This window comes from Paenibacillus sp. GCM10027630 (assembly GCF_042676305.1).
Lineage (GTDB): Bacteria > Bacillota > Bacilli > Paenibacillales > NBRC-103111 > Paenibacillus_S.
Map to the genome: position 1 here is coordinate 62,737 of NZ_JBHTGY010000060.1, position 25,786 is coordinate 88,522.

General features: G+C 45.9%; 21 protein-coding genes. 20 read left to right on the top strand and 1 reads right to left on the bottom strand.

From position 1 onward, the window contains the following. The first annotated feature begins 148 nt into the window (after positions 1–148). The 15 genes from ACFQ0C_RS30410 (at position 149) to ACFQ0C_RS30480 (ending at position 20,207) form a co-directional block, all read left to right on the top strand. Positions 149–835 (top strand): class II aldolase/adducin family protein, encoded by a 687-nt coding sequence (locus tag ACFQ0C_RS30410; protein WP_379372385.1) that lies wholly within the window; start codon positions 149–151, stop codon positions 833–835. A gap of 385 nt (positions 836–1,220) precedes the next feature. Next, the gene (locus tag ACFQ0C_RS30415) at positions 1,221–2,495 is read left to right on the top strand and encodes a four-carbon acid sugar kinase family protein (RefSeq protein ID WP_379372388.1); all 1,275 of its coding nucleotides are present in this window, start codon (positions 1,221–1,223) and stop codon (positions 2,493–2,495) included. Between the two features lie 1,186 nt (positions 2,496–3,681). Continuing rightward, on the top strand, positions 3,682–5,757 hold the full coding sequence (locus ACFQ0C_RS30420; RefSeq protein WP_379372390.1) for a hydantoinase/oxoprolinase family protein: 2,076 nt from the start codon (positions 3,682–3,684) through the stop codon (positions 5,755–5,757). Further along, on the top strand, positions 5,754–7,499 hold the full coding sequence (locus ACFQ0C_RS30425; protein WP_379372392.1) for a hydantoinase B/oxoprolinase family protein: 1,746 nt from the start codon (positions 5,754–5,756) through the stop codon (positions 7,497–7,499). Before ACFQ0C_RS30420 ends, ACFQ0C_RS30425 begins: the two co-directional genes overlap by 4 nt. Before the next feature lie 19 nt (positions 7,500–7,518). After that, entirely contained in the window at positions 7,519–8,343 is an 825-nt protein-coding gene (locus ACFQ0C_RS30430; protein WP_379372394.1) for a PfkB family carbohydrate kinase, read from the top strand. Positions 8,344–8,368: 25 nt separating this feature from the next. Beyond that, positions 8,369–9,373 (top strand): SIS domain-containing protein, encoded by a 1,005-nt coding sequence (locus tag ACFQ0C_RS30435; protein WP_379372396.1) that lies wholly within the window; start codon positions 8,369–8,371, stop codon positions 9,371–9,373. Positions 9,374–9,490: 117 nt separating this feature from the next. Next, entirely contained in the window at positions 9,491–10,213 is a 723-nt protein-coding gene (locus tag ACFQ0C_RS30440; RefSeq protein WP_379372398.1) for a GntR family transcriptional regulator, read from the top strand. 305 nt (positions 10,214–10,518) lie between these two features. Further along, the gene (locus tag ACFQ0C_RS30445) at positions 10,519–11,511 is read left to right on the top strand and encodes an ABC transporter ATP-binding protein (protein WP_379372400.1); all 993 of its coding nucleotides are present in this window, start codon (positions 10,519–10,521) and stop codon (positions 11,509–11,511) included. Then, positions 11,508–12,545 (top strand): ABC transporter ATP-binding protein, encoded by a 1,038-nt coding sequence (locus ACFQ0C_RS30450; protein ID WP_379372402.1) that lies wholly within the window; start codon positions 11,508–11,510, stop codon positions 12,543–12,545. Before ACFQ0C_RS30445 ends, ACFQ0C_RS30450 begins: the two co-directional genes overlap by 4 nt. 4 nt (positions 12,546–12,549) lie before the next feature. Next, positions 12,550–13,494, top strand: coding sequence for an ABC transporter permease (locus ACFQ0C_RS30455; RefSeq protein ID WP_379372404.1), 945 nt, complete (start codon positions 12,550–12,552; stop codon positions 13,492–13,494). A gap of 54 nt (positions 13,495–13,548) precedes the next feature. Next, positions 13,549–14,373: an ABC transporter permease gene (locus ACFQ0C_RS30460; protein ID WP_379372406.1), complete on the top strand. Its 825-nt coding sequence runs from the start codon at positions 13,549–13,551 to the stop codon at positions 14,371–14,373. Between the two features lie 83 nt (positions 14,374–14,456). Then, entirely contained in the window at positions 14,457–16,046 is a 1,590-nt protein-coding gene (locus ACFQ0C_RS30465) for an ABC transporter substrate-binding protein (protein ID WP_258214380.1), read from the top strand. 215 nt (positions 16,047–16,261) lie between these two features. Then, on the top strand, positions 16,262–18,127 hold the full coding sequence (locus ACFQ0C_RS30470; protein WP_379372409.1) for a sensor histidine kinase: 1,866 nt from the start codon (positions 16,262–16,264) through the stop codon (positions 18,125–18,127). 27 nt (positions 18,128–18,154) lie between these two features. After that, entirely contained in the window at positions 18,155–19,783 is a 1,629-nt protein-coding gene (locus ACFQ0C_RS30475; RefSeq protein WP_379372411.1) for a response regulator transcription factor, read from the top strand. Beyond that, positions 19,776–20,207: an HIT family protein gene (locus ACFQ0C_RS30480; protein ID WP_379372413.1), complete on the top strand. Its 432-nt coding sequence runs from the start codon at positions 19,776–19,778 to the stop codon at positions 20,205–20,207. The genes ACFQ0C_RS30475 and ACFQ0C_RS30480 overlap by 8 nt, the downstream gene beginning before the upstream one ends. Before the next feature lie 37 nt (positions 20,208–20,244). Here the strand turns inward: ACFQ0C_RS30480 and ACFQ0C_RS30485 are convergent, their stop codons facing one another. Beyond that, the gene (locus ACFQ0C_RS30485; protein WP_379372853.1) at positions 20,245–20,451 is read right to left on the bottom strand and encodes a hypothetical protein; all 207 of its coding nucleotides are present in this window, start codon (positions 20,449–20,451) and stop codon (positions 20,245–20,247) included. A gap of 70 nt (positions 20,452–20,521) precedes the next feature. Between ACFQ0C_RS30485 and ACFQ0C_RS30490 the strand changes: the two genes are divergently transcribed. From ACFQ0C_RS30490 to ACFQ0C_RS30510, 5 genes are all read left to right on the top strand, one after another. Then, positions 20,522–22,045: a spore germination protein gene (locus ACFQ0C_RS30490; RefSeq protein WP_379372415.1), complete on the top strand. Its 1,524-nt coding sequence runs from the start codon at positions 20,522–20,524 to the stop codon at positions 22,043–22,045. A 20-nt stretch (positions 22,046–22,065) separates the two neighbouring features. Then, positions 22,066–23,259 carry a Ger(x)C family spore germination protein gene (locus ACFQ0C_RS30495; RefSeq protein WP_379372417.1) on the top strand — a complete coding sequence of 398 codons (1,194 nt, stop codon included), beginning with the start codon at positions 22,066–22,068 and terminating at the stop codon, positions 23,257–23,259. A 6-nt stretch (positions 23,260–23,265) separates the two neighbouring features. After that, positions 23,266–23,514: a hypothetical protein gene (locus ACFQ0C_RS30500; RefSeq protein WP_379372419.1), complete on the top strand. Its 249-nt coding sequence runs from the start codon at positions 23,266–23,268 to the stop codon at positions 23,512–23,514. 12 nt (positions 23,515–23,526) lie between these two features. Continuing rightward, positions 23,527–24,612 carry a GerAB/ArcD/ProY family transporter gene (locus ACFQ0C_RS30505; protein WP_379372835.1) on the top strand — a complete coding sequence of 362 codons (1,086 nt, stop codon included), beginning with the start codon at positions 23,527–23,529 and terminating at the stop codon, positions 24,610–24,612. A gap of 282 nt (positions 24,613–24,894) precedes the next feature. Continuing rightward, positions 24,895–25,782, top strand: coding sequence for a MurR/RpiR family transcriptional regulator (locus ACFQ0C_RS30510; protein WP_379372421.1), 888 nt, complete (start codon positions 24,895–24,897; stop codon positions 25,780–25,782). Positions 25,783–25,786: the final 4 nt, after the last annotated feature.

Sequence of the window (25,786 nt, forward strand, 5' to 3'; positions counted from 1 at the left end):
AACTCTGCTTAATCCGTAAGAATGAACGTGTTTCTACAATAGATTTTGGTTATGATCCGCTATTCAATATCGCTATTATTTTTTTGAAACCGATTATAATACACTACAGCTAAGATCAGTCAATCTAAGATGGAGGCAGATGGTTCTAGTGGATGTAAGAAAGCAACTCGTCGAAGCAGGCCGTTATTTGTTGAACAATCAATTGGCCTGGGGTACTTCCGGCAACATGAGCGCAAGATTGGATCAAGACAAAATGCTGATTACCGCATCAGGCACCTATATGGGGGAACTTGATACGGAAAGTTTCGTGGAATACCACATTGGTACGGGAACATATACCGGCAGCCGCAAGGCTTCGAAGGAAACCCCGTTCCATGTGGCAATCTATCGGCAGCGTCCGGACGTGAATGCCATATTGCATTCGTCGCCTTTTTATACCACGCTTCTCGCATGCTCGAATATTCCGATCGTGTCGGAGTTGTTCATCGAAACTATGTATTATCTCGAAGACATCGCCTATGTGGATTATATGCATCCGGGAACGCATGAATTGGCGGATTCCATTGAGAAGCAAGCTCGTAAATCCAACATTATTCTCATGCGGAACCACGGCGTGGTCGTCTATGACGATTCCGTCAAGGAGGTTCAAATGCGGCTGGAAACATTGGAAATGGCATGCCGTATGATCGTAATGGCCAGAGCGTCGGGGATCGCCATGGAGCAAATTCCGAAGACAACGGTAAGAAGCTTTCTTGAAGATTCCAAATACAAGCCGAGAAAGAAACCTGCGCTTGAAAGCGGTACAAATTCGAAAGGTAAAGAAGAAGTCGATTGAACAAAACAATTGACCGGTATGCCGGGATCGCCTTCCTTGCCCTAGGGCGTAAGCGAAAGCTTCCGAATATCAAGCAGCTCCTACGGCAGCAAAGTAGGACCCAACGGCTATCCCATCCTGCAAGTAACGAAAGAAGCCTTGAATCTAGCTCACGGTTAGATCATGGGACCTCACAACTCCGGCTCTCAAACGATGGAAACTGCATTTTACTGCGTTGGCTGAAGGTGTTAAAACGAAGGATTTAGGCAGAACTACGCTGACGAGCGAGATTTCGCAAGCCATCGTCGAAGGGATTAACCGCTGACCCGGAAATCGAGTTGCAGCGGTAAGTCCGCTGGAACTGTTCCTATAGGGAGAAACAACTTGTGCAAAGGAGTGGGCATATATGATTGGAGTCGTAGCAGACGACACGACGGGTGCAAACGATATTGGAATTATGTTCGTAAACGGCGGATATACCGCTAAAGTCGTTACTTTTAATGAGCACGCGTATACCATGGAGAACGGGGCCTCAGACGTACTGATCCTGGACACGGACAGTCGGTTGGATTCCCCGGAAGAAAGCTACCGCAAAGTGTTTGAGGCGACGAACCAGTTGATGAAGATGGGGTGTACGACCTTCTTCAATAAAACCTGTTCCGTTTTCCGAGGTAACGTGGGGAAAGAACTGGACGCCATGATGGATGCCACAGGTGAGGATTTCGCGGTCATTATCCTGGCATTTCCCAAAAACGGCAGAACCACGCGGAATGCCATTCACCAAGTGAATGGGGTTTTGCTCGAACAAACGCCATTTTCACGGGATCCCGTCCATCCCATGCTGCAATCCAACTTGGTGGAAATCCTTCAGCGGCAAACGTCCCGCCAAGTCGAATCCATTTCTATCGATACCGTAAGAAACGGAGCCGAGGAATTACGCCAGATGATCGATCGCCTGAAAGATCGCTGTATCTATTGCATCATCGACGGCGAGACGCAGGAGGATCTTAGGATCATAGCAGAGGCTGTAAGCGACCTCAAAGTCATCGCTGGGAGTTCGGCCATCGCAGAAGAACTTCCCAAATTCATGGGAGCGTCTCAGACAGATAACCCGCTTCATGGACTGGAAATCCGTGATCGTTGCGGCGTGTTGGTGATCTCTGGAAGTTTGACTCCCAACACCCTGCAGCAAACCGCCTATTTCATTCATATCGGAAAGCCTGTTATCATCTTGGATTCTCGCCGCATTTTCAGCTCCGATCGGGAAGAGGAAATCATGCGAGTCATACGCGAAGCACAGCCGCTTCTCGAGTCCGGCTTTGATGTACTGGTTATGGCGGATAATAGCGACAAGGTCGTCGAGCAAACAAAGGCGCTGGGTGAGCAACAAGGAATGGATCCTCTCGCTACGAGTAAACTGGTCTCCGCTGCTCTGGCTGAAGTGGCTAAGCGTTTGGTGGATAACACAGGACTCAGACGCCTGGTTGTAGCAGGTGGAGATACATCGGGTACGGTCAGCAGAAAACTTGGATTCACCGGCAATTACGTGCTAAAGGAAATCGAAACGGGTGTCCCCTCGGGACTGTCCCTGGGCCATGAAATGCTAATCGTTTTGAAATCGGGAAGTTACGGCAAACCGGAATTCTTGGATAAGGCAGTTAACCACTTGAAAGAATTTTAGTCATTCTTAATTACTTGAAAACGGGTTCAAGTCCGCTTGGCCTAAAGACATCGGGGGACTAAACACACTTCTGGGGATAGAGCCCTCATTCCACTTTAATAATTGAAGGCTTTTTTGCACATTCTTGTGTATTCTTAGTGATGAATAAGAGGAGGTCGCTTTCCAGCGTGTGCTCATCGCGGGTATCGGGTTCGTGGTTCGTGTTTAGTGGCACGTGGCTTGTGGCTCGTGGTTCGTGGTTCATGGTTCGTGGCTCATGGTTCGTGGTGCGGTTACGGCATTGCATGACAGTCTGGCGCACTCCGTGCAATTATCAGGAAAATGTCAAGTTAGTTACTCCGAAAATAGCGTTCCAAGTCTTATAGCTGGAATTCCTCATGCTAATTCTACGTATTTTGGCTGATATCCAGCATATCCCCTCTATTAGAGTTAGTTTTTCCAGTTAGATTGATTTCAGGCGATATCCACACTGGATTAGCGTTACAATTTCCATCTATTTTCTTTCCTTCCGTAGCGGCCCCGACAAATCATGGTCTCCTCTAGATTGAAAGCAGCCTTTGAACATCGCTTCTCGCCCCATCACTTAAGTAACATCCAAAAAGCAGCCGGACTCATTATTGGATTTTCGAACCCCCGCTCTGATGGGAATTTCCTACAAAAAAGACGCTTCCATTTCCACTTACATGGTGGTTTTGGAGGCGTCTTTGTACATAGTTTGGGACTGATTCATTCACTGATACCCTTTTGGGACAGCCTTTTTGTGCGTCGCACGAATATTTGTAACGACAGGTCTTTCTAGGACCCTCTTCGCGAGACTCTGGGGAAAGCGGGCAGTCCCACTCCAAAATATTATTTCGTCGATAGGCTGCGATTTCCAGTGCTGTCTATTTGAGCAATGGTAAACTCCGAGAGGTAATATTTATCTGTAAAGTTGTATTATATCGTCTTATTCATGTTTGTTTCCGCATTTGCAAATTTTGATGAGCCAAGTGTGGCTGCTTAAGGTTTTTATCAATCCGAAAAAGCCAATTTAGCCGCTAATTAAAGGACAATATGACAAGTAATAAGTCATATATTACATTGTTTGCCCAAAACCTGCGATATATAATTTCCTTGTAACAATATAGTACAACAGGACAATATATAACAACTGGTTACAGTACAAGTGCGTACGAGGAGGAAAAATATGCGTTACATGGTCGGAGTAGATGTCGGAGGAACCTTTACTGACGTAACATTGGTTGATTCACATTCAGGAGAGATATTGAACCATAAAGTTCCTTCCACGCCTGAAGACCCATCCCGGGCTATCATGAACGGCGTTGTGCAAATTCTGGAGCTGAACGAAGTTCCTGTGTCGGAGGTTCGTTATCTGGCTCACGGCACAACAGTGGCCACCAACTCACTGATCGAAAGAAAAGGAGCACTCACGGGGCTTCTTGTCACAGAAGGATTCCGTGATTTGCTTGAAATCGGGCGTCAAACCCGCCCAAGTCTTTACGATTTTTTCAAGGAAAAGCCGGAACCGGTCATTCCCGGCCATCTGCGGTTGGAGGTCGACGAACGCCTGTATGCGGACGGCAGCGTACGAAAACAGTTGGATCGTGACCGTCTGCGTGAAGCAATTGAACACTTGAAGAGTGAAGGTGTACAATCGATCGCGGTATGTTTTCTCTTCTCCTACCTCAACCCGGAGCACGAGAAACAAGCAGTAGAGGAAATTCGGAGGCTGTACCCGGAAGCCTACGTGTCCGCTTCTCATCAGGTGGTACCGGAGTTTAGAGAATATGCACGCTTAAGCACAACAGCTCTAAACGCGTACCTTGGTCCGGTTATGCAGCGGTATATGGAAAATTTTCAGGAATCCGTCCGTAAGGCGGGCATTCCGGTAGATCCATACATTACGCAATCGAACGGCGGTATCATTTCGATTCAAGAATCTGTAGCAAATCCGGTACGTACTGCAGTGTCCGGACCAGCAGCCGGTGTCGTGGCGGCAGCACATCTGGCCGAGCTGACAGGTTATAAAAATATGATTACGTTTGACATGGGAGGCACTTCGGCTGACTTTAGTTTAATTGAGAACGGCGAGCCCAAAATTTCGATGGAACGTGAAGTTGAAGGTTTCCCCGCACGCATTCCGATGTTGGATATTCATGCATGCGGTGCGGGTGGAGGATCGATTGCATGGCTGGATGCCGGCGGTGCGTTGAAGGTAGGGCCGGAAAGCGCCGGGTCCATGCCTGGACCCGCAGCTTACGGACGTGGCGGAACGCGGCCGACCGTGACAGACGCTAATACGATACTCGGCCGTTTGAATCCAAATGGTATTTTGGGCGGAAGAATGATTCTAGATGTGGAAGCGTCGAAACGGGTCGTGCAGGAACACATTTGCGACCGAACGAATCTATCGCTGCTTGAAGCGACAATGGGCATCCTTTCTGTGGTGAACGCAAACATGACACGGGCGATCCGCTTAATCTCCGTGGAGAAAGGATACGATCCCCGGGAATTTACGCTCGTTTCCTTTGGCGGTGGAGGTGGGCTTCACTGTGGTGCATTGGCGCGTGAACTCGGTATTCCCCGGATTCTGGTTCCGCCTTCACCGGGTACATTTTGTTCGCTTGGCCTTCTGGTGACGGACGTTCGCTCCGACTATGTCCGGTCCTCGCTGCTTGAATCAAGTGCAAGCAGTATGGAGACAATCCGCGGGCTTTTTGCCGGTATGGAGCAAGAGGGAGCGGCAATGCTGGAGAAGGAAGGCATAACAGAAGCGAAGCGCAGATTTGTACTTGGACTGGATTTGCGGTTTAAGGGACAAAATTACGAACTAACGATCCCCGTCGAATGGTCTGAATTGACTGGCGAAGGGATGCAAGGGATATTGACGCGTTTCCATGAGCAGCATGAGAAAAATTACGGATACTCCAACCGGACAGGAATCGTGGAGTTCGTCAATTATCGGGTCACTGCTCTTGGTGAGCTGCCCAAGGCGACACTGCAGCGTGGGGATGAGAACGGCAGCCGGACGGTGCAATCATCATTGTACAGGGAAGTGTACTTCTCGGAAGCAGATCGTCCGGATTATTACCAGACGGCTATTTATCAGCGGAGCGAACTGGTTCCCGGGGATCGGGTCACGGGTCCAGCTATCATTGAACAGATGGATTCTACGATCCTGCTGCTGCCGGGGCAAACCATGCAAGTGGATGCATACCGCAATCTGCTGATTCATACCTTTGGCGAGGAGGAACAACAATGAAACGGATAGATCCCATTACATTAGAAATTGTCGGAAATTTGCTGCTCTCCGTTGCGGAAGAGATGGGCGTTACGTTGGTGAAGACGGCTTACTCCACCAATATTAAAGAGAGAAAAGATTGCTCGACAGCGCTGTTTGACGGAAAGGGACAAATGATTGCGCAAGCTGAATATGTGCCTATGCATCTTGGGTCGATGCTCGGCGTCGTCACCGAGGTGTTAAAGAAGTTCCCGGTGCAGTCGCTGCGTCCTGGTGATATGTTCATTACAAATGATCCTTATGCTGGAGGCGGGACTCATTTACCCGATATCACGATGGTATCACCTGTTTTTATCGATGAACGGTTGGTAGCTTTCGTGGCCAATATTGCGCATCATTCGGATATCGGCGGGATGGTACCCGGCAGTGTATCGGCGAATTCGGACAACATCTATCAGGAAGGGCTGCGGATTCCATTAGGACGGATTTGTCAGGCGGGAGAGCTTGTCCAGGAGACTTATGACTACATTATCCTGAATACCCGGACCCCTGTGGAGCGGAGCGGAGATCTCGATGCGCAAATCGCCTCGAATATTGCAGGAGCGAAACGGATGGGTGAAGTCGTGCGGAAATACGGTGCGGATTATTTTGCCGAATGTACCGATGCTCTGCTGGACTATGCGGAACATCTGATGCGTGCCGGGATCCGTACGCTGCCGGAGGGAACCTACACGTTTGAAGATTATTTGGATGATGCAGGCGCCAACTCGGATACTCCGATTCCGATTCGGGCTGCGATCACGATCGTGGACGGCATGGCAAAAGTCGATTTCGCGGGAACGAGTCCACAGGTGCCTGGTCCGCTGAATATGACATATTCGGGACTTCTGACAACGGCCTTCTATTGCTTCAAAGCGGTTGCCGGACAATCAATTTTTGCGAATCAAGGGATTTACCGGGCTTTGCAGGTAACGGCACCCGAAGGATCGATTGTCAACTGCAAGCTGCCGGTTCCAGTGGGACAGAGGATCGATACAGCCCAACGGGTGGTAGATGTGATCTTGGGGGCATTAGCCCAAGTGGCCCCAGAACGTGTCCTGGCGGCGTGCAACAGTGTCGTGACATCGGCTATTTTCTCGGGTACAAACCTGAAGACTGGCAATTATTTCGTTTATCTTGAAACGATCGCAGGGGGGGCCGGGGCACACAGTCGTGGAGACGGGTTAAGCGGCGTTCAAGTGCATATGACCAACACATCGAACCTGCCGGTGGAGGCGTTGGAGCGCGAATACCCGGTATTGGTGGAGCGGTATCAACTGCGGACTGATTCGGGAGGAGCAGGACGGTTCCGGGGTGGCCTCGGCATTCAAAGAGACTTCCGAATTTTGAACGATGGAATGAGCTATACAGGTCTTGGTGACCGCCATAAGTTCTCTCCATGGGGCTTGGAAGGCGGAAAGAGTGGAAGTCCGGGCAGCTTCAAGGCCGCTCTGGGCGGAGGCGAACTCAAGCAGCTGGGCTCTAAAATATCCGGGATTACGCTGAACAAAGAGGACTTAGTGAGCGTTTGCTCACCGGGATCAGGCGGTTACGGAAATCCATATGAACGCCCGGCGGAGTCAGTGCTCACAGATGTGCGTGAAGGGAAAGTTTCCTTGGAATCGGCGCAAGGGGATTACGGGGTTGTGTTGGTGAATTCCCCTGCGGGCTTACAGATCGACGAATTGGCGACTATTGAATTACGAAACGGAGTAAAGGCCTAAAAGAGGTGAAAGCGAGACAATGAAGCTGATTGGAATCGGGGATAACGTTGTTGATTATTATCAAGACCAAGGGCTGATGTATCCGGGAGGCAATGCTTTGAATGTAGCGGTCGCCAGTAAACGAAACGGTGCGAGTGCATGCGCTTATCTGGGAATCGTTGGGGATGATGCGGAAGCGGAGCATGTTGTGAAATGCATGGGGGAAGAAGGAATCGATTTCTCCCGTATTCGCCGGGCATACGGCCTTAGTGGCAAAGCAGTCGTTGCTCTAAATGAAGAGGGCGATCGGATTTTCGTAGGTACTAACCGTGGAATCCGGTTACAGTCCTTGCTTATGCTTAAGCTTACCCAGGATGATCTCGACTATATCAATGAATATGACGTCGTGCATACAAGTGTGAATAGTGATATCGAGCACGAGCTGTCCCGTTTGGCGCATAAACCGCTTTCATTTGATTTTTCCACAACGAAGCGATGGAATAAAGCATATTTGCAGCTTGTTTGCCCGTATTTGACCTATGCTTTTTTCTCGGGCAGCGACATGTCTCACAGCGAAATCAGTTCCTTGTTCGAGGAAGTTCATCAGTTGGGAGTACAAGTAGTTGGTGTGACAAGAGGGGCGGAGCCTGCTATGTTTTCGAAAGACGGCATCATCTGCAGCCAACCTCATATGACGGGCAATGTCATCGATACGATGGGCGCCGGCGATTCTTTTATCGGGGGGTTCCTTGCACATTATCACGAGTATCGGGATATGCAGGCTGCTCTCATTCAAGCTTCACGGTCGGCTGCGGTAACCTGCGGGCATTACGGCGCTTTCGGATACGGCAAGAAAAAACAATAATCAAGATTACAGGAGGACTATCCAAATGGTAAACTCAGCACCTTATATGAATGCAAATACGCAGCTTGAACAGATCTTTGAGGCTTTTAAACAAAGAACGATTACCCGAGTGTTTTACGTGGCGTGTGGCGGTTCATCAGCACTTATGTATCCGAGTAAATATTTCATTGACCGCGAATCCAGCAAGATTACAGCTGAAATTTATAGCTCCAATGAATTCATTCACAGAAATCCCCAATCATTGGGCGAGCATTCATTAGTTATTTTATGTTCGCATAAAGGCAAAACTCCGGAAACGACGGAGGCCGCCAAATTTGCTAAAAGCAAAGGTGCTTTAACAGTTTCGCTGATGTATGTGGAGACGGCCCCGCTTGCCGATGAGTCTGATTTCATTGTTAACTACAGCTGGATTTCGGCCGGAAATATGGAGCCGCTCCCGGAAATTATGAACTATGCGATCCTTTATAAATTGGCTATGGGGCTTTTGTATGTGAAAGAAGGCAACAAAAAATATGAAAAGCTGATTAGCAGCCTGGAGAACCTTGGCACTGTATTCGAGCGAGTCATGAAGCAGAATGCAGATCAGGTACAAGCATATGCCGAGCAATATAAGGACGAAAAAATCATGTATACGATGGCTAGTGGAGCAAGTTACGGCATGGCGTACTCCTTCGCTATATGCATATTGATGGAGATGCAGCGGATTCATTCTCACGCCATTCATGCAGGGGAATTTTTTCATGGGCCGTTCGAGATACTGGATAAGGATGTTCCATTCATTTTGCTGATGGGCTTGGATGAAACTCGTCCTTTGGAAGAGCGGGCACTAACGTTCCTAAAACAATACGGGGAAAAGCTGATTGTGGTCGATGCCAAAAATTTTGATCTTACCGGCATTGATGAAGAAATGAAAGGATATCTGGCTCCGCTCGTCATCAATGTCGTACTGCGCATGTTTGCCCTGGCGTTGTCGAAAAGTAGAAATCATCCTCTCGAGACTCGGCGTTATATGTTCCAGGTTCCTTATTAATATAGAGCAATCTTAAAACCATCCCTACGGACATGGCACAGATGTATTCACTGTGCTGTGGCCGTTTTTTGGACAAAGAGCAGCCTGAAGTAATACGTAAAGGCAGGTGAAAGACAAGTGAAGAACAAGCTGGACCCCACTATTTCAACTCCGCTGTATATCCAGTTGGCAGAGCAGTTCCGGGAATTGATTCAATCGGATCAGCTGCAGTTTGGAGACAGATTTCCCGCCGAGATGGATTTGGCCGGGGAGTATGAGGTTTCCCGTATTACCGTCCGCAAGGCGATTGAAGATTTGGTGAATGAGGGGATATTAGCCCGGAAGCAGGGCAAAGGGACTTTCGTATCCAAGCCGAAAATCGACCGGGAGCTTGTGAACGTGACTAGCTTCACCGATCGTATGCAGGCACGAGGGATGACTGCAGGAGCCAGATCGATGGGCGTCAAAGTAACGCCGGCATCCCTGAAGATGGCATTATTACTGGGAGTACCGGAAAACTCAGAGATCGCTGAAATTCAGAGGCTTCGGCTCATTAACGACGAACCGGTTTCGCTGGAAACCTCCTACTTGTCGTTGGAACGGTGTCCGGGGATTCAGCATGAAATTCTGGTTGATCAATCCCTATATCAGATACTCGATAAAAAGTACGGGCTGCGGCCTGCATATTCCAGTAAAACGCTGGAACTCGTCTATGCCTCGCCAAGCGAGAGCAGGCTGTTGAATACCGTAAAAGGCGCGTCCATGTTTCTGATGACCGCATTAGTCTATTCGGAACAAAGACAAGTTATGGAATACGTTAAAATTATTTCACGCGGAGACCGATTCCGATTTCAAATGTAAAATGTAGAATGTAAAATGGACCACTCTTCATCAATACAAGACGATAATACAACAAAATCTGAATATAGTAGAAGAAGCTAGAACCGTCTGAACCAGCTGATTCCGTACCACGCATTTTTTACAAAATACGATATGAATTTACAAGGAAAGCATACAGTATTGCATGGAATGAAATGTGACATGAATATATAATTAGTTATAGATAGAGAAGTGAATTGTGTTATGTTCATGTTAGATTTATAGTGGTCAAATAGTCTTGAAGCGATTGCATCGTTGGTAGGCGAACAAAGCTGGGAGTGATACTCATGAATGATGCCCTATTGAAAATTAGCAACCTTACTGCAGAGTTTAAGACGGACAAGGGTGTATTCCCGGCTATTAGCGGAGTTAATTTAACGATTGATAAAGGGGAAATATTGTGCATTGTCGGTGAAAGTGGGAGCGGTAAAACCGTGGCGTCACTTTCCTTGATGAAGCTCATTCCTGCGGTAGGGAAAATAACGACAGGAGAGATCTCGTTTGAAGGTCGGGATTTGCTGAAGGTTAGCCAAAAAGAAATGTCACAAATCAGGGGGAAGTCCATTGCGATGATTTTTCAGGACCCGATGATGGCTTTGGACCCCGTATATACATGCGGCAGCCAGGTTATTGAAGCCGTTCGAATTCATGAAAAAATATCCCATCAAGGTGCCTATGACAAGTCGGTAGAGCTGTTGAAGCAAGTTGGCATCCCTCACCCGGAAAGATGTATGAATGCTTATCCACATGAGCTTTCCGGGGGGATGTGCCAGCGAATTAGTATTGCGATGGCGCTGTCATGCAACCCTAAGCTTCTTATCGCAGATGAGCCGACCACGGCGCTTGATGTAACGGTACAGGCGCAAATTCTGGAATTGTTGAAAAAAATCAGGAAAGAAATGAATATGAGCATTATGCTAATTACGCATGACCTCGGAGTTGTAGCCGAAATGGCTGACCGCGTTGCCGTTATGTATGCCGGAAAAGTTATGGAAGAGGGGGATGTCAGGTCGATTTTCCACAATCCGCAGCATCCCTATACCCAAGGCTTGATTAAATCGATTCCTCATATGGGGCAAAAGAATGAAAAGCTGTATAGTATAAGCGGCACCGTTCCAAGTATCAGTTCCATGCCGGATGGCTGCCGGTTTAGCCCCAGATGCCCGGATGCGGCAGATATATGCCGGCAAAAGGAACCGGAGATGATGCAGGCCTGTCATAACGGCAAGGCTCGCTGCTGGAAGCTGGATCAGGCATGGAGGGAAGGTGAAACAGGATGAAGGAGATTCTTTTGGAGGTTAACAACGTTAAAAAGTATTTTCCTTTAAGAAAGGGTGTTTTTTCAAAACGGCTCGGATATGTCAAGGCGGTTGATGATGTTAGTTTCTCCATATTCAAGGGGGAGACATTTGGACTTGTCGGTGAATCCGGCTGCGGGAAGAGCACACTGTCGCGCGTCATTATGCGGCTTACCGATGCTGACAGCGGTGAAATTAAATTTGACAATATCGACCTGTTAAAACTGAAAGGCGAGCAATTAAGGAAGCAACGCGGCAAATTTCAGATGGTGTTTCAGAAGCCGTTCGAATCGTTAAATCCGCGAAGAACGGTTGGACAAATAATTGGAGCGCCGTTTGAAATTCACGGTGCCGCAGCCGGAGCAGACAAGGAAAAAAGGGTGAAACGGCTGCTGGAATTAGTGGGCTTAAGTCCACAATATATAAACCGTTATCCTCATGAATTTTCAGGCGGCCAGAGGCAGCGGATTGGAATAGCGCGGGCGATTGCGCTAAATCCTAAGCTTGTCGTATGCGACGAGGCTGTATCCGCTTTGGATGTGTCTATCCAATCCCAGATTCTGAATTTGCTTGACGATCTGCAGAAAGAATTCGGTTTGACCTACTTGTTTATTTCCCACAATTTATCGATCGTCAAGCATATGAGCAATCGTATAGCGGTCATGTACCTCGGGAGTATTGTCGAGATTGCCGATGCGGAGGAATTATATGCTAATGCCAGACATCCGTACACGAAAGCGCTGCTGTCCGCCATTCCTATGCCGGACCCCGATTTCAACAAGGAGCGCATTATATTAAGCGGCGACGTTCCAAGCCCAGTTAATCCGCCGATAGGCTGCAGGTTTTGTACAAGGTGCAAGGATGTCATGCCGATTTGCAGCGAAGTTGCTCCGGAGTTTATTGAGCTAAGCGACAAGCATGCCGTGGCATGCCACTTATTTACAAATGCAAGCGCAGAAATACAACAACAACAACAACAACAACAACAACAACCGGTTTTGCTGAATAGAGGGTGATCGAATGGTACGTTATTTGGGTGAAAAAGTAGTACTGCTTATCGTTCAGGTGCTTGTCGTCGGTACTTTGGTGTTCTCGTTGATTCACTTTATGCCGGGGGATCCTGCAGTTCTCGTGCTGGGTACGGAAAGAGGAGGAGACGCTGCGGCAGTGGCGGAAATGCGCCATACACTTGGGCTTGACCAGCCTTTGATCATGCAGTATTTGAATTGGCTTGTTAATTTTGCGAAATTTGATTTGGGGCAATCCCTTTTTGATAAAACCTCGGTCAACACATATATCATGCAAAGACTTCCGAATACAATAGAGCTGGCGCTTGTATCCATCGTTCTCGCCATGATCATCGGTGTGCCATTGGGCATTGCCGCAGCCTTGAAACGGCAGAGCTTTATTGACTTGGCGCTTTCGTCTATATCGGCTCTGGGCGTTTCTTTCCCTGTCTATGTGTTAGGCGCCTTTATGATTCTCGTGTTCAGCTTCAAGCTTCAATGGCTTCCTGCCAGCGGTTTTGTCGAGTTTACAGATAACCCGGGGAAGCATATGCTGCGCCTGGTCCTGCCTTCTTTAACACTAGCATTGGGCTTGGCGGCTTCGATCGCAAGAATGACGCGCTCGTCCATGCTGGAAGTATTAAATAAGGATTTTATTCAGACGCTTAGAGCAAAAGGGGTACCGGAGTGGAAGATTATCTCCAAGCATGCTTTCCGGAATGCGATTATTCCCGTTATCACGATAATCGGCTTGCAGCTCGGTAACCTAATCGGGGGTACGGTTCTCATCGAGTATTTGTTTAACTGGCCGGGAATGAGCACGCTATTGGTCAAGTCGATAGCAAACCGCGATTATCCTTTAATTCAAGGCTGTATCGTCGTCATGGCCACATTCTTTATCGTAGTTAATATATGCGTTGATCTGTTGTATGGACTCATGGATCCGAGAGTTCGCTAAAGCCGAAGGCAGCGCATGCTGTGAGATGCCGAATATCGTCAAGGAGTTGGATGTATGCTGAACAAGTGCATCAGGAACAGAACGTTTGTCATTAGCTCTATAGTACTGCTTCCTATATTAATCATTGCCGCGATTGGACCATGGATACTTCCTCATGATCCGCTTGAAATTCATCCGGATATCGTGCTTAAATCTACCTTGCCGGAATATCTCCTTGGCACGGATGAATTTGGCAGAGATATATTAAGCCGGCTAATTCTAGGAATACGCCCCTCACTCACTGTAGCGATAGGCTCAACTATAGTAGCATTTTCCGTTGGGCTGCTGCTCGGGATTGTATCGGGTTACTTCCGTGGTATTGCCGAAAAAACGATTATGCGGGCTGTGGATATTATTTTGTGCTTCCCGCCGATTTTGTTGGCGTTGATGGTGGTTGGATTTTGGGGAGCAGGCATCAAAAATCTGATCATTATTATAGGAATCGTTTATGCTCCTCACTTTGCCCGAATCGCCTATTCGTCGACATTGCAGATCAAGCAGCAGGAATATGTAGAAAGTGAGCTGTCTTTGGGAGCGTCTCATATGCGGGTGTTGTTCGGCTGTATTTTACCCAACATCATGTCCCCGCTTATTATCCAAATCAGTTTGACTATAGCTGCCGCCATTCTTCTTGAATCGGGACTTAGCTTTCTCGGATTAGGCGTAATTCCACCTGAACCTTCATGGGGCCAAATGATTGGACAATCTAGGGGTTATATCAGCTTAAATCCGATGTATGCCGTCTGGCCTTCCTTATGTTTAGGTATCACCATTTTAGCCGTCAATTTGTTGGGTGACAGTCTAAGAGACATATTGGATCCGAAATTGAACCGTTCTTAAGCTTTGGTAATAAAGGCGGCCATTTCCAATGGCTGTCCCTATTATAAATACCGTATTATAAATAACAAGGGGAGGCATGCAATATGGTAAAGCGTTTGTCTAAAATGATGTTTTTAATTATGGTCGTTGTCTTGATTGTGAGCGGCTGTGGAGGGGCGGTACCGAATAAAGCGGCCGACTCCGCCAAACCGGACAACTCGGATAAAGGCAGCGCTAAAAACGGCAACCTCGTCTTCGGTCTATCCGGTGAGCCGGCGACCATGGACCCGCTGGTGCAAAACGGGACGCATGGCCGAACGATCAAACTGGCTATCTATCGCGGTCTTGTTAATTATGACAAGGAAGGAAAGCTGAGCAATGAATTGGCAGAGACGTATTCCTTGTCGGCCGATAAAAAAACGTACACGTTTAAGCTTCGCGACGCTAAATTTCAAAACGGCGATCCAGTTACCGCAGAGGATGTGAAATATACATTCGAGCGAATCGCTAATCCAAAAAATAACGCGACTTTCCGCAACGAATTGTCCGTCATTGAAAAGATTGAAGCAACTGATGCTAAAACGGTTGCCGTAACACTGAAGGAGCCCTCTGCTCCGTTTATTCACTACTTGGCTCTTCCTGAGTCAGTTATTGTATCCAAGAAGTACACCGAGGAGAAAAACGGCGATTTGAACGCGTCTCCGATGGGAGCAGGTCCCTTCCAGTTTGTTAAATGGACGAAGGGTCAAGAATTCGTAGTGAAGAAATTCGACGGATACTACAAGAAGGATAAGGGAAAATTGGATACTTTGAGATTCGTCTTTTATCCGGATGAAAATACAAGAGTCAATGCGCTCAAAGCCGGCGATGTGGATTTGATCGACACCGTACCTTGGAAGGACGCAGCAGCGATTGAACAGGATTCGAAGCTGAAGCTTGACGCAGTAAGCGGGCCGTTTATGCAGCTGCAGTTCAACACGCAGTTCGCGCCGTTCAGTGATCCAAGAGTCAGAAAGGCCATTTCGTATGCGATCGAACGCAAATCGATTATTAACACAGCGTTTAATGGACGCGGAAAACCGATATATGGCATGGCTATTCCAGAAGGCTATATGGGTTATAATGAAAAGAATGAGAAATATTTTGAGTACAATATTGAAAAGGCGAAAAAACTGCTTGCGGAAGCCGGCTATCCTAACGGCTTTAAAGCGCGTCTCTTATCCACATCCCAATTTTCTTATCACCAGCAAACAGCTGTGGCCGTACAGTCCGAGCTGAAGAAGGTTGGAATCGAAATCGAACTTGATCTACCTGATTGGGCTACCCGTGTGAAGAAAAATACCGAAGGCAACTATGATTTTGTTGTAGCGGGCACAGCGGGAGATATTACAGATGCAGACTGGCTTAGCAACTTCTACACCGGCGGCCCTGCAAGACTTAACAATTCGGCTTTCTTTGATGACGCGCAAATCAACAAGCTGCTAATCGACGGCAGAAAAGAGATAGATGAAGCGAAGCGCAAAGAGATCTACGATAAATTGATTGACCGGGCGCTCGATTTATCGCCTTTCGTATATTTATCATGGCGTGAGCAAGCGTACGGAATGAAGGCGAGCGTCGGCGGATTCAAGAACATGCCGGGATTTTTATCCTTCCAATCCGGCATCACGCTGGAGGATACATTCATTAAGTAATGGCCGCTTGAGTCTTGGCAGCCCCCAGTCTCTTGTCTGGGGGCTGCTTATATAATTGTTGCTGGTCCAATAGGACTCCAGTACAATAGATACAACATGAAGAGAGTCTTTGCTGCGCAAAAACTCGGCATGTGCTTACGAAGTAAACTTTCCTTACGGAAAGTTCTCGGGAGGGGAAGCCGATTCTGTACAAGATTAAGCAATGGATTGGCTTTTTGTATCGCAATTTGCAGATTCGGATCATAGTCTCCATTGTCATCCTCGTTTTTGCCGCCGTATTCTTTTCACTGAACATCAATTTTAAGCATACGGAAACGTTATTTGAGAAAGAAACCTCCGACCTGTTAATCAGCAACCTTGAGCAGGTAGGTAATCAAGTTGAGAATGTTACTTTGGACATGATGAAGCTATCGAATGTGTTAAGTCTGGATGATACCATCACATCGAATTTAAGTGCTTTTTCCAGAAGTCCGGATTTCAAAGCGTTCAGCAGGATGAAACTTCCGCAGGAGCTGACAACTGAAGATTATTCAAGAATGTCCAAGATTGAAAATCGCCTGAATTATGCCAAAAACAACAATTTTTTTAATTATAACGCACATATGATCATAGTCAGCTCGGACGGAATTGTCAGCAATGTGATGGGGAATATTGTAAGCGATATCGATATGAACCAGGAGTATTTGAATTTCAAGCAAGAATTCGGCTCTTGGCTAAAAGATGATGAGTGGTTTAATTCTCTCATTCGGCATGAAAGAGATTCGGTCTGGACGGTTCCGTTCCTTTATCATTCTTCCAACTTAAATGACGATAAACAATACGTATCCCTTGCCAAATCTATAAAAAGCAGCTTTACCGGCGAAATGCTGGGTGTCGTTATGATTAATTTGGACCTGGATAATTTCGTATCCCTATTTACAGTTCGTTCCAAAGGATCGATTCTGCTGCTGGATAGTCAGGATCGAATCATTAAGACCTCAGGCGAGGTAGAGATAAACGATATTAATAATGTGAAAAAAGACCTGAAGCTGTATGGTACGCAAAAGGGTTATTTTATCGGAGCCTCTGAAGGAAAGCGGTATATGGTTACTTATCATATTCTGAACCGGCTGAACTGGACGGTCGTATCGGTTATTCCTTATGAAGATGTGATGAAAAATACGTCAAGCCTTAAAAATCAGGTGTTGACTATCAATTATATTGTATTTGGCTTGTTTCTTTTGTCGAGTGTCTCGCTAATCCTTTATATTACAAACCCTTTAAAGCTTCTTATTAAAGATTTAAGGAAGAAAAAAATCGGGGACTACAGCCTGGGAACTAAGGATATTACTTACTCCAACGATGTGAAGAGTATCGTGAGAAGCTTTGACCATTTGTTTAAAAGGGTTGATGAGCTGGTTCTTAAGGTAGTCGAAGAGCAAAGCAGAGAACAGGAACTGAAATATGAAGCGTTGAAGGCTCAGATTAACCCGCATTTTCTGTTTAACACGTTAAATATTATTAAATGGACTGCTATGATGAATGGGGCGGTTAGTGCCTCGAATATGATTGCCGATTTGGGAAGGCTTCTGGAGGTCAGTATGAAGAAGGGTGACGAAGAGATCACCTTAAAAGAAGAGCTGCATCTCGTTAAAGCGTACATGAATATTCAAAGCGCCCGCTATAATGACAGTATCGAATTGCATATGGATATCGACCCTAGCCTGGAGAAATATCAGATCATAAAGCTGCTGCTGCAGCCAGTGGTGGAAAACTGTATTTTGCATGGGCTTAAGAACAAAAAGACCGGCGGCAGGATCCAAATCGGAGCACAGCTGGAAGCGGGATGCTTGCGAATCGATGTGACCGACAACGGGGAAGGGATTGAAGAGCGAAGAATCCTTGAAATTTTTAATGATGTGAACGAAGATACAGGAACTCAACATAAATTTAGCGGTGTAGGTCTCCGAAATATTGATGACAGATTGCAGCTTAAATACGGAGAGCCGTTCGGATTGCGAATTTCGGCATCTAAGGGGGAAGGGACAACCGTGTCTGTGGTGATTCCGGCGATTATCAAAGAGGAAGACAGTTCATATTGAGGCTTGAAGGAAAGGGAGGTCAATCCAATGCTAAAAGTCATTATAGTGGACGATGAAGCTTTAGTCCGAATAGGAATAAAGTCATGTATCGAATGGGAAAGGTACGACTTTGAATTTGTCGGACAAGCGGAGGATGGAATACAGGCATTGGAGCTGATTGAGAAGACTCGTCCTGATATCGTGCTTACCGATATATTAATGCCGAATATGGATGGCCTGGAGCTGATTGGACAACTTTCGACCCTTTATCCGCATATCAAAGTCATCGTTTTAAGCTGTCATAATGAGATGGATGCCGTCAAAAAGGCGATGAGACTTGGAGCCGAGGATTATATATTGAAGCTCTCTATGCAGCCCGATGGTCTTCTGGAGGTACTGCTCAAAGCCAAGGTGCAAGTGGAAAAGGAAAGGGTGCAAAATGAAGAGAAAATCAATTTTGAATCGGTGTTAAGAGCGAATAAGCAGGTCATAAAAAACGGCTTGTACAAGAAATTAGTGAGCGGCTCCATAGCTTATTCCGATTTTCAAAAAGAAGCGTCGGTTATGCAGGTTCAGCCGGGATTTGTTCAGTTTCTTGTCATTTACTGCACCATTGACGACTACTTCAATGCTCCGACCAAAAGCAGATTGCGAGACAGTCATTTGTTAAGCTCTTCGTTTCTTAATATTTTGAAGGAAGGGCTTAGCGAATTTACGAAAGCCGAGTTTGCCGAATTGGACGACGGGGATTATTTGATATTACTGGATACATCAGTCCATGCAGCATCAAATCATCAAGTGATGACTGAATTTTACCGGAAAATGAATCATTCTCTCAAGCGCTATTTGAATATCACCGTTTCTTTTGCGGTTTCCGGAAAGACCAATAGCCTGAAGGATGTTCCTGCACTCTACAGTAAAGCAAAACACGTTTCCGGATATCGTTTCTATCAAGGGAGAGAGTGTATTATTTTTGCCGATAGTATGACCGAGTTCATCGATAAAGAAATTATTTTCGGTTTAGAGGAAGAAAAGTTATTAATTGAATATATTCACGCTAATGACTATGACGGAGTGAAGATTGTCATCGATCGTTTTTTTAACATGATTTTGTCCAATGGGATTCATCATCCGATGAGGGTAAAGATGGCGATATTAAATGTGCTGTATATTTTCATGAAAGTATTCAAGCCTTACGAGGAGCAGATGCCTCCGGCATACAACGATTCGAACATGAAGTGGACGGAAATGATCCTGGACGCAGAAACGCTGCATGACATCAAAGGGTACGTAGAGGAATTCATCGCCGGGTTCATTCAATCTATGCTTTCCATCAAGGGGGAGGCGGCAAGACCTGAAATCATGAGCGTCAAGAGATATGTTTACGACAATATTGAACAAAATATTTCACTTGAGGATGCAGCCAAATTTTCGAACATGAGCAGAAGCTATTTTTCCTACATTTTCAAAAAAGAAATGGGCGATAGCTTTATTAATTTTGTAAATCGAACCAAGATGGAAAAAGCCAGGGAACTGATTATGAAACGAAACTTGAAGGTCTATGAAGCGGCAGAGCGAGTAGGAATCAAGGATGAGGCTTACTTCAGCAAGCTGTTCAAAAAATATATTGGTGTCAGCCCCGGAAAAATTAAAGGAAAAGGCGGTACTTATGATTAATTGCAAAATTTGCATGAAGGAACAAAGCAGCGATCCGTATTTCGTTATGGAGAAAGGCCATTATGTGATATACCATGCTCCTGTAGAAAAGCAATTGGTTGGTTATTTGTATGTTGAACCGAAGAGGCATGTTGAATCGTGGCATAAATTAACATCCGATGAAAAAAGAGAGCTTCCCGAGATTATTTCACAGTTGGAAAATATGCTCTATCAGGAAATTCAGGCTGAAAGGGTATACACGTTGACAGTGGGAGAGGTTGTCAGACATCTGCATATCCATCTTATTCCAAGGTGTGCAGGTGCTGCGATCGATGGTCTCGAGTTGATTCAACGGGCAGCTGGCCCCATGGGAACGGGTCAACCTGTTAGCAAAGTCGACATCCGGCAGTTTATAGAGAGAATACAAGCACATAACAGCAAATAGTGATGTTTAAATAATTGCTGCCCCTTCTACGCCGCCTTCATAATGACGAACCATCCGCTCTCGTCAAAGTCGACAGCCTGCCCCTCATTCGGCTGTCGCAACCCCAGTTTTCGTTGCCTATGCCGAAATAAGCCAACTCCCAATACCTTTCTCTGCCATTTGCTTTTCGTAGGTCGGCCATCGATGATTCACCATCGAACGTCATATATTCGATCCACTGCTTATTTATTGAGATTGTTACCATTTCCGTATAATCTTTCTTGCTTTGGATAATATTATAACATCGATGGGTCAACGAGTAGGGGGACAAGTCCGTGAGGGAAGAATCTACAGCCTCTGAGCAGCATGTATTGGCTGCAAGGCTTGACCTGAATATTGAAGAAATTCAAGACAGATTCGGCAGGAGCCAGGATCTGGTCGTAAAAGAGATGACCTATGGTACGACAGACATCGCTTTGGTGTATATCGATGGTTTGGTGGATACACATGTATTGAATCAATCGATTATTGCTTCTTTATTAAACGGCGACAAGTATAGCAGCAGCCTCCCCAGTTATTCAACACCTGCAAATCTACTGGATTTTTTCAAAGAAGAAGTGCTATCGATAGGCGATATCGGTCAATTGAAGGAGATGAGCTGCCTATTTAACAGCCTGCTCTCCGGGGACGTAGTACTGCTTGCAGAAGGCCATGCCGGTGGCTTGCATATCGGTGCTGCCGGCTGGGAGGACCGCAACGTCGGAGAACCAACTACGCAAACGGTTATCCGCGGCCCAATGGAGGCCTTTACGGAAAATATTCGCACCAATACTGCTCTTATTCGCCGGAAAATTAAAGATCCTCAGCTTTGGCTAGAGGGACGTCAAATCGGCACGGTCACCAAGACGAATGTCGCGGTCATGTATATGAGGCAGATAGCTGATGAAAGCTTGGTGCAGGAAGTATTCAGTCGGCTGGATAAAATAAATATAGATAGCATACTGGAGAGCGGTTACATCGAGGAGTTTATTCAGGATAAGACATGGACACCTTTTCCGACGGTGTACAACTCCGAGCGACCGGATACGATTGCAGCCGGATTGCTGGAGGGCAAGGTGGCGATTATCGTCGACGGAACTCCGTTCGTCCTACTAGTGCCAGCATTGTTCGTTCAGTTTTTCCAATCCGCCGAAGACTACTATCAACGGGCTGACGTGAGCTCACTTCTGCGGCTCATGCGGTTTATGGCCTTTTTTATTACTATGCTTTCTCCATCGCTCTATATTGCGGTAACTACCTTTCATCAAGAGATGCTGCCTACCAATCTGCTTATTAATTTGGCGGCACAACGTGAAGGCGTCCCTTTCCCCGCATTCATTGAGGCTCTTATGATGGAAGTTACGTTTGAAATCCTAAGGGAAGCCGGCGTTCGCATGCCTAAAACCGTAGGACAAGCTGTTTCGATTGTAGGTACGCTGGTCATCGGTCAATCTGCGGTTGAAGCTGGAATAGTATCCGCAGTCATGGTCATTATTGTGGCCATTACGGCGATTTCCAGCTTTGTCATTCCTGCTGCGGGCATGTCCATCTCCATCCGTATGATTCGATTCATTCTAATGGGTTTGGCGGCTTCCTTCGGATTAATCGGAATTATGGTAGGGCTTCTATTGCTGATCATCCATTTATCTTGTCTGCGTTCATTCGGTGTTCCGTTCTTAAGTTCACTTTCTCCTTTTCATGGAAAGGACCAGAAGGACACCTTATTTCGGCTTCCATGGCCACTCATGACAACTAGGCCTATGTCCACAGCTAAGGAAAACCTTTGGCGGCAGCCGAAGACACCCAAGCCCAAGACTTGATAAGAAGGAGTGCTTCAGCATTGAAATTAGGCTTCCAACTTTGTGCTTGGCTTCTGCTGCTGACGCTTTTAACCGGTTGTTGGAATCGCAGGGAGTTAAATGAGCTTGGAATCCAGATGGGAATGGCTATTGATAAGATTGGCGATCAATATCAATTGGCTGTACAGGTTGTCGTGCCTGGGGAGGTTTCATCGAGGCTGACCACTGGCAGATCACCAGTGACCTTGTATAAAGCAAGTGCGCCGACCATTTTTGAAGCTTTCCGGAAGCTGACTGAGACAAGCCCCAGAAAAATTTATTCAGCGCATACCCGAGTCCTAGTGATTGGTGAGTCGCTTGCCCAAGAAGGAATCGGGAAGATATTAGACTTGCTGTCTCGCAATCCCGAGGCAAGGACGGATTATTATGTGATAGTTTCAAGGGGAATAAAGGCTGAAGAGGTACTGAAGGTAATGACCTCCCTGGAGAAAATACCTGCAAATAATTTGTTTTACTCTCTGGATACATCCTCCAAGAACTGGGCCCCGACAACAACTGTTACAATGGATCAGGCGATTCTTCAATTGGTAACCAGCGGCTTGAACCTGGTCTTGCCTGGAGTAGAAGTGTTAGGCAACCTGTCGACTGGGGATAGTAAATCAAATGTAGATAAAATCGAGAATGCAGGATTACTGCAATCAGCGGGCCTTGCGATATTCGATAAAGACAAGCTAATCGGCTGGCTGAATGAGGACGAGAGTAAGGGCTATAATTACATAAGAAACAACGTCAAAAGCACTGCAGGTCATATAAAGTGTCCGGACGGTGGAGTTCTTGCACTTGAGACGCTCCGCTCGGATACCAAAATGAAAGTAAGCTTTGATAACGGTGAGCCTCTTATTCTTATTGGTGTTGTTATCGAATCCAACATAGGAGAAGTTGAATGTAAAATCGATATTACGGAGCCCGATACAATTGTATGGCTGGAGCACGAAGCGGAAAAAAAACTGAGAAATTTACTCCAACATACGATAAATAAGGTCAAATCCAAGTATAATGTGGATGTTTTTGGGTTTGGACAGGCAGTTTACAAAAAGGATCCCAAGGTTTGGAAAAAACTGAAAGGAGAATGGAAGGAAAGATTTCCTCGGTTAAAGGTCAATTATGATATCAATGTAACCATTCGAAGAACGGGAACAACTAACAATTCATTTCAAAACAATATCAAGGAGTAGCAGCCTATGTTCGTTATGGTTACAGGTTTAGTGCTTGCTGTTTCCGTTCTGGCTGCTGCCGTGGAGCTTCCTAAGCTAATCAAACAGAGACAGGGGAGGGAAGCGGCAGTTTACGGGGTTATGTTGGTTATAGGGATGGCTCTCTGCATCATAACAGGCATCAATATTAAGCTTCCGAGTCCCTTTCAGCTGCTGGTATGGATCTATAAGCCTGTCAATGATTGGTTTGCCGCTATGTTTCCAGGAGGAGGTTGAAAGTACTTGAAGATGGAACGGATCAGCACCAAGCAGATGTCAGTCCTTATTATTTTTTTCGTTATTGGTGATATGCTGCTTTTCCTTCCTTCAAACATGGCAGCAATTGCTCATCAGGATGCCTGGATTTCCGGCTTAATAGGTCTCGTGCTAGGACTTCTCTTTGCCTGGCTCATATTTGAATTCAGTCAGTGCTTCCCTGGATTGAATCTCGTACAGATTCATAAACAAGTACTGGGGACATGGGTAGGCGGTGCTGTGTCCCTATTTTATATGATTATCATGTTTCATGACGCTGCTACTCAAGTTCGAGAAATCGGCGACTTTGTTACAACACAGATGATGACGGAAACACCGATGAGAATCATTTGTATATTAATGGTAATTATGCTGGTTGTGGCCATTCGCAGTGGGCTGGAGTCGATTGCGAGAACCGCAGAGGTGTTGATTCTTGTTTTTGCAATCATGTTTATTGCGGTTATTTTGCTTCTCATTCCCGAAGCCAAGCTGGATCGATTAACACCTGTGCTGGAGCACGACATTCCCACGCTAGTACATGGCTCACTATTTTTCATTGCTTTTCCTTTCACGGAGCTATTCGTAATGTGGATGATTCTGCCTAATGTTAAGGCAAATGAGCATTTGCGAAAGGATTTCATCCTCGCCTCTGTGATCGGAGGGATAGCCATTTTTGCTATTGTTTTAATGTCCTTGCTTGTGTTGGGTGCCTATCTCACGGAGCATCAGATGTATTCAACCTATACGTTAGCCAAGAAAATCGGAATCGGTCATTTTTTGGAGAGAGTGGAGGCTATCCTTGCCATCAGCTGGCTGTTATGTACCTATTTTCGCATGGTTATCTACGGGTATGGATTCATTAAAGGGATAGCTGAACTGCTGCAAATTCAAGACTACCGCTATCTTACAATACCATTCGGGACATTGACCTTCAGCTACGCTTTAGTGATCGCGCCTAACGTTGTTTATTTCGATTCAATGAATCCTTATTGGGTGACATGGGATTTCACTTATTTTCCCGTTATTCCATTGATCGTTTACCTTATCTTTAAAATCAGACAGCGAGCGATGCGGAGATAAGAGATTCCGTTTGTTATTTGTTTGACCGTATGAAAATGAAATGATAATCTATATATACCCACTAGTCCAATAGGAATTATAAGTATCTATCATTCAAATTGAAGATACAACTTTTACCTCATTATTCGATGAGTTCTAGTTGTGTCTTTTTTTTATCTTCAGTAGTGGTAATGTTTCTGGAATTATGGATAGTGTTAGGAATTACTGAATCATGAAGTAAAAAGCAAGAATATTTATTGTCGAAGTGAAAAAAATTGTTGCTTATAGGAGAGGAGCTTCATTTTGTCTGATTCTGGAACCTTGTTTGGAAGAATTCAAGCTTCACTATCCAATCTGAGCGAAGCGAAGAAAAGCGTCGGTCATTACATTTTGGAAAATTGGCAGGATGTATCATTTCTTACAGCATCGAGGGTTGCTCAAAGAGTTGGTGTTAGCGAGTCTGTTGTAGTTCGGTTCGCACAGGATGTCGGATATTCAGGCTTTCCCGATTTGCAGAATGCCCTGCAAGCCATATTGCAGAATCGTTTGACCGCTGTCAAAACCTTGGGGGAAGTGAATACTGATGTTCTCATATCGAAAGAAAATGGCTGCTCGGGAATAGCACAGAAAATATTTGATTTGACTGTGAAAAATCTGCAGGCCACCCAACTAAGTAATTCGTCGGATTCGTTTGAAAAGGCTATAGAACTCATCATGAGCTCGAACCGAATTGCTGTAGTCGGAAGCCGAAACGCCAGAGGACCGGCAACCGTACTAGCCGTACATTTAAATGAAATATTTACGAATACAATCTTGATTGGTTCTGGAACGGATGAGTTATTTGATAGTGTTCGCTCCTTATATAGTACAGATCTTTTAATAACGATTGGACTTCCAACCTACGGTAAGCATACTATACTGGCATCTGAACTTGCATATGAACGGGGGGTCAATCAAATTACAATTACAGACTCCTTAATCAGTCCTCTTGCGAAGCAAGCGGCTGTTGCACTGTTAGTTCAAGGAATGTCCTACTCGTTCGCCAATTCCCATATTGCCAGCTTGTTTGTAGTCGATATTCTGTTACATCTGATTACAGTTCGAGGAAAAGGCAGGGTTCTTATGTCGTTGGAAGAAATTGATTTGGTCAATCGCCGTTACGGGCTTGTTTTATCAGAAAATGAAAAATAACTCC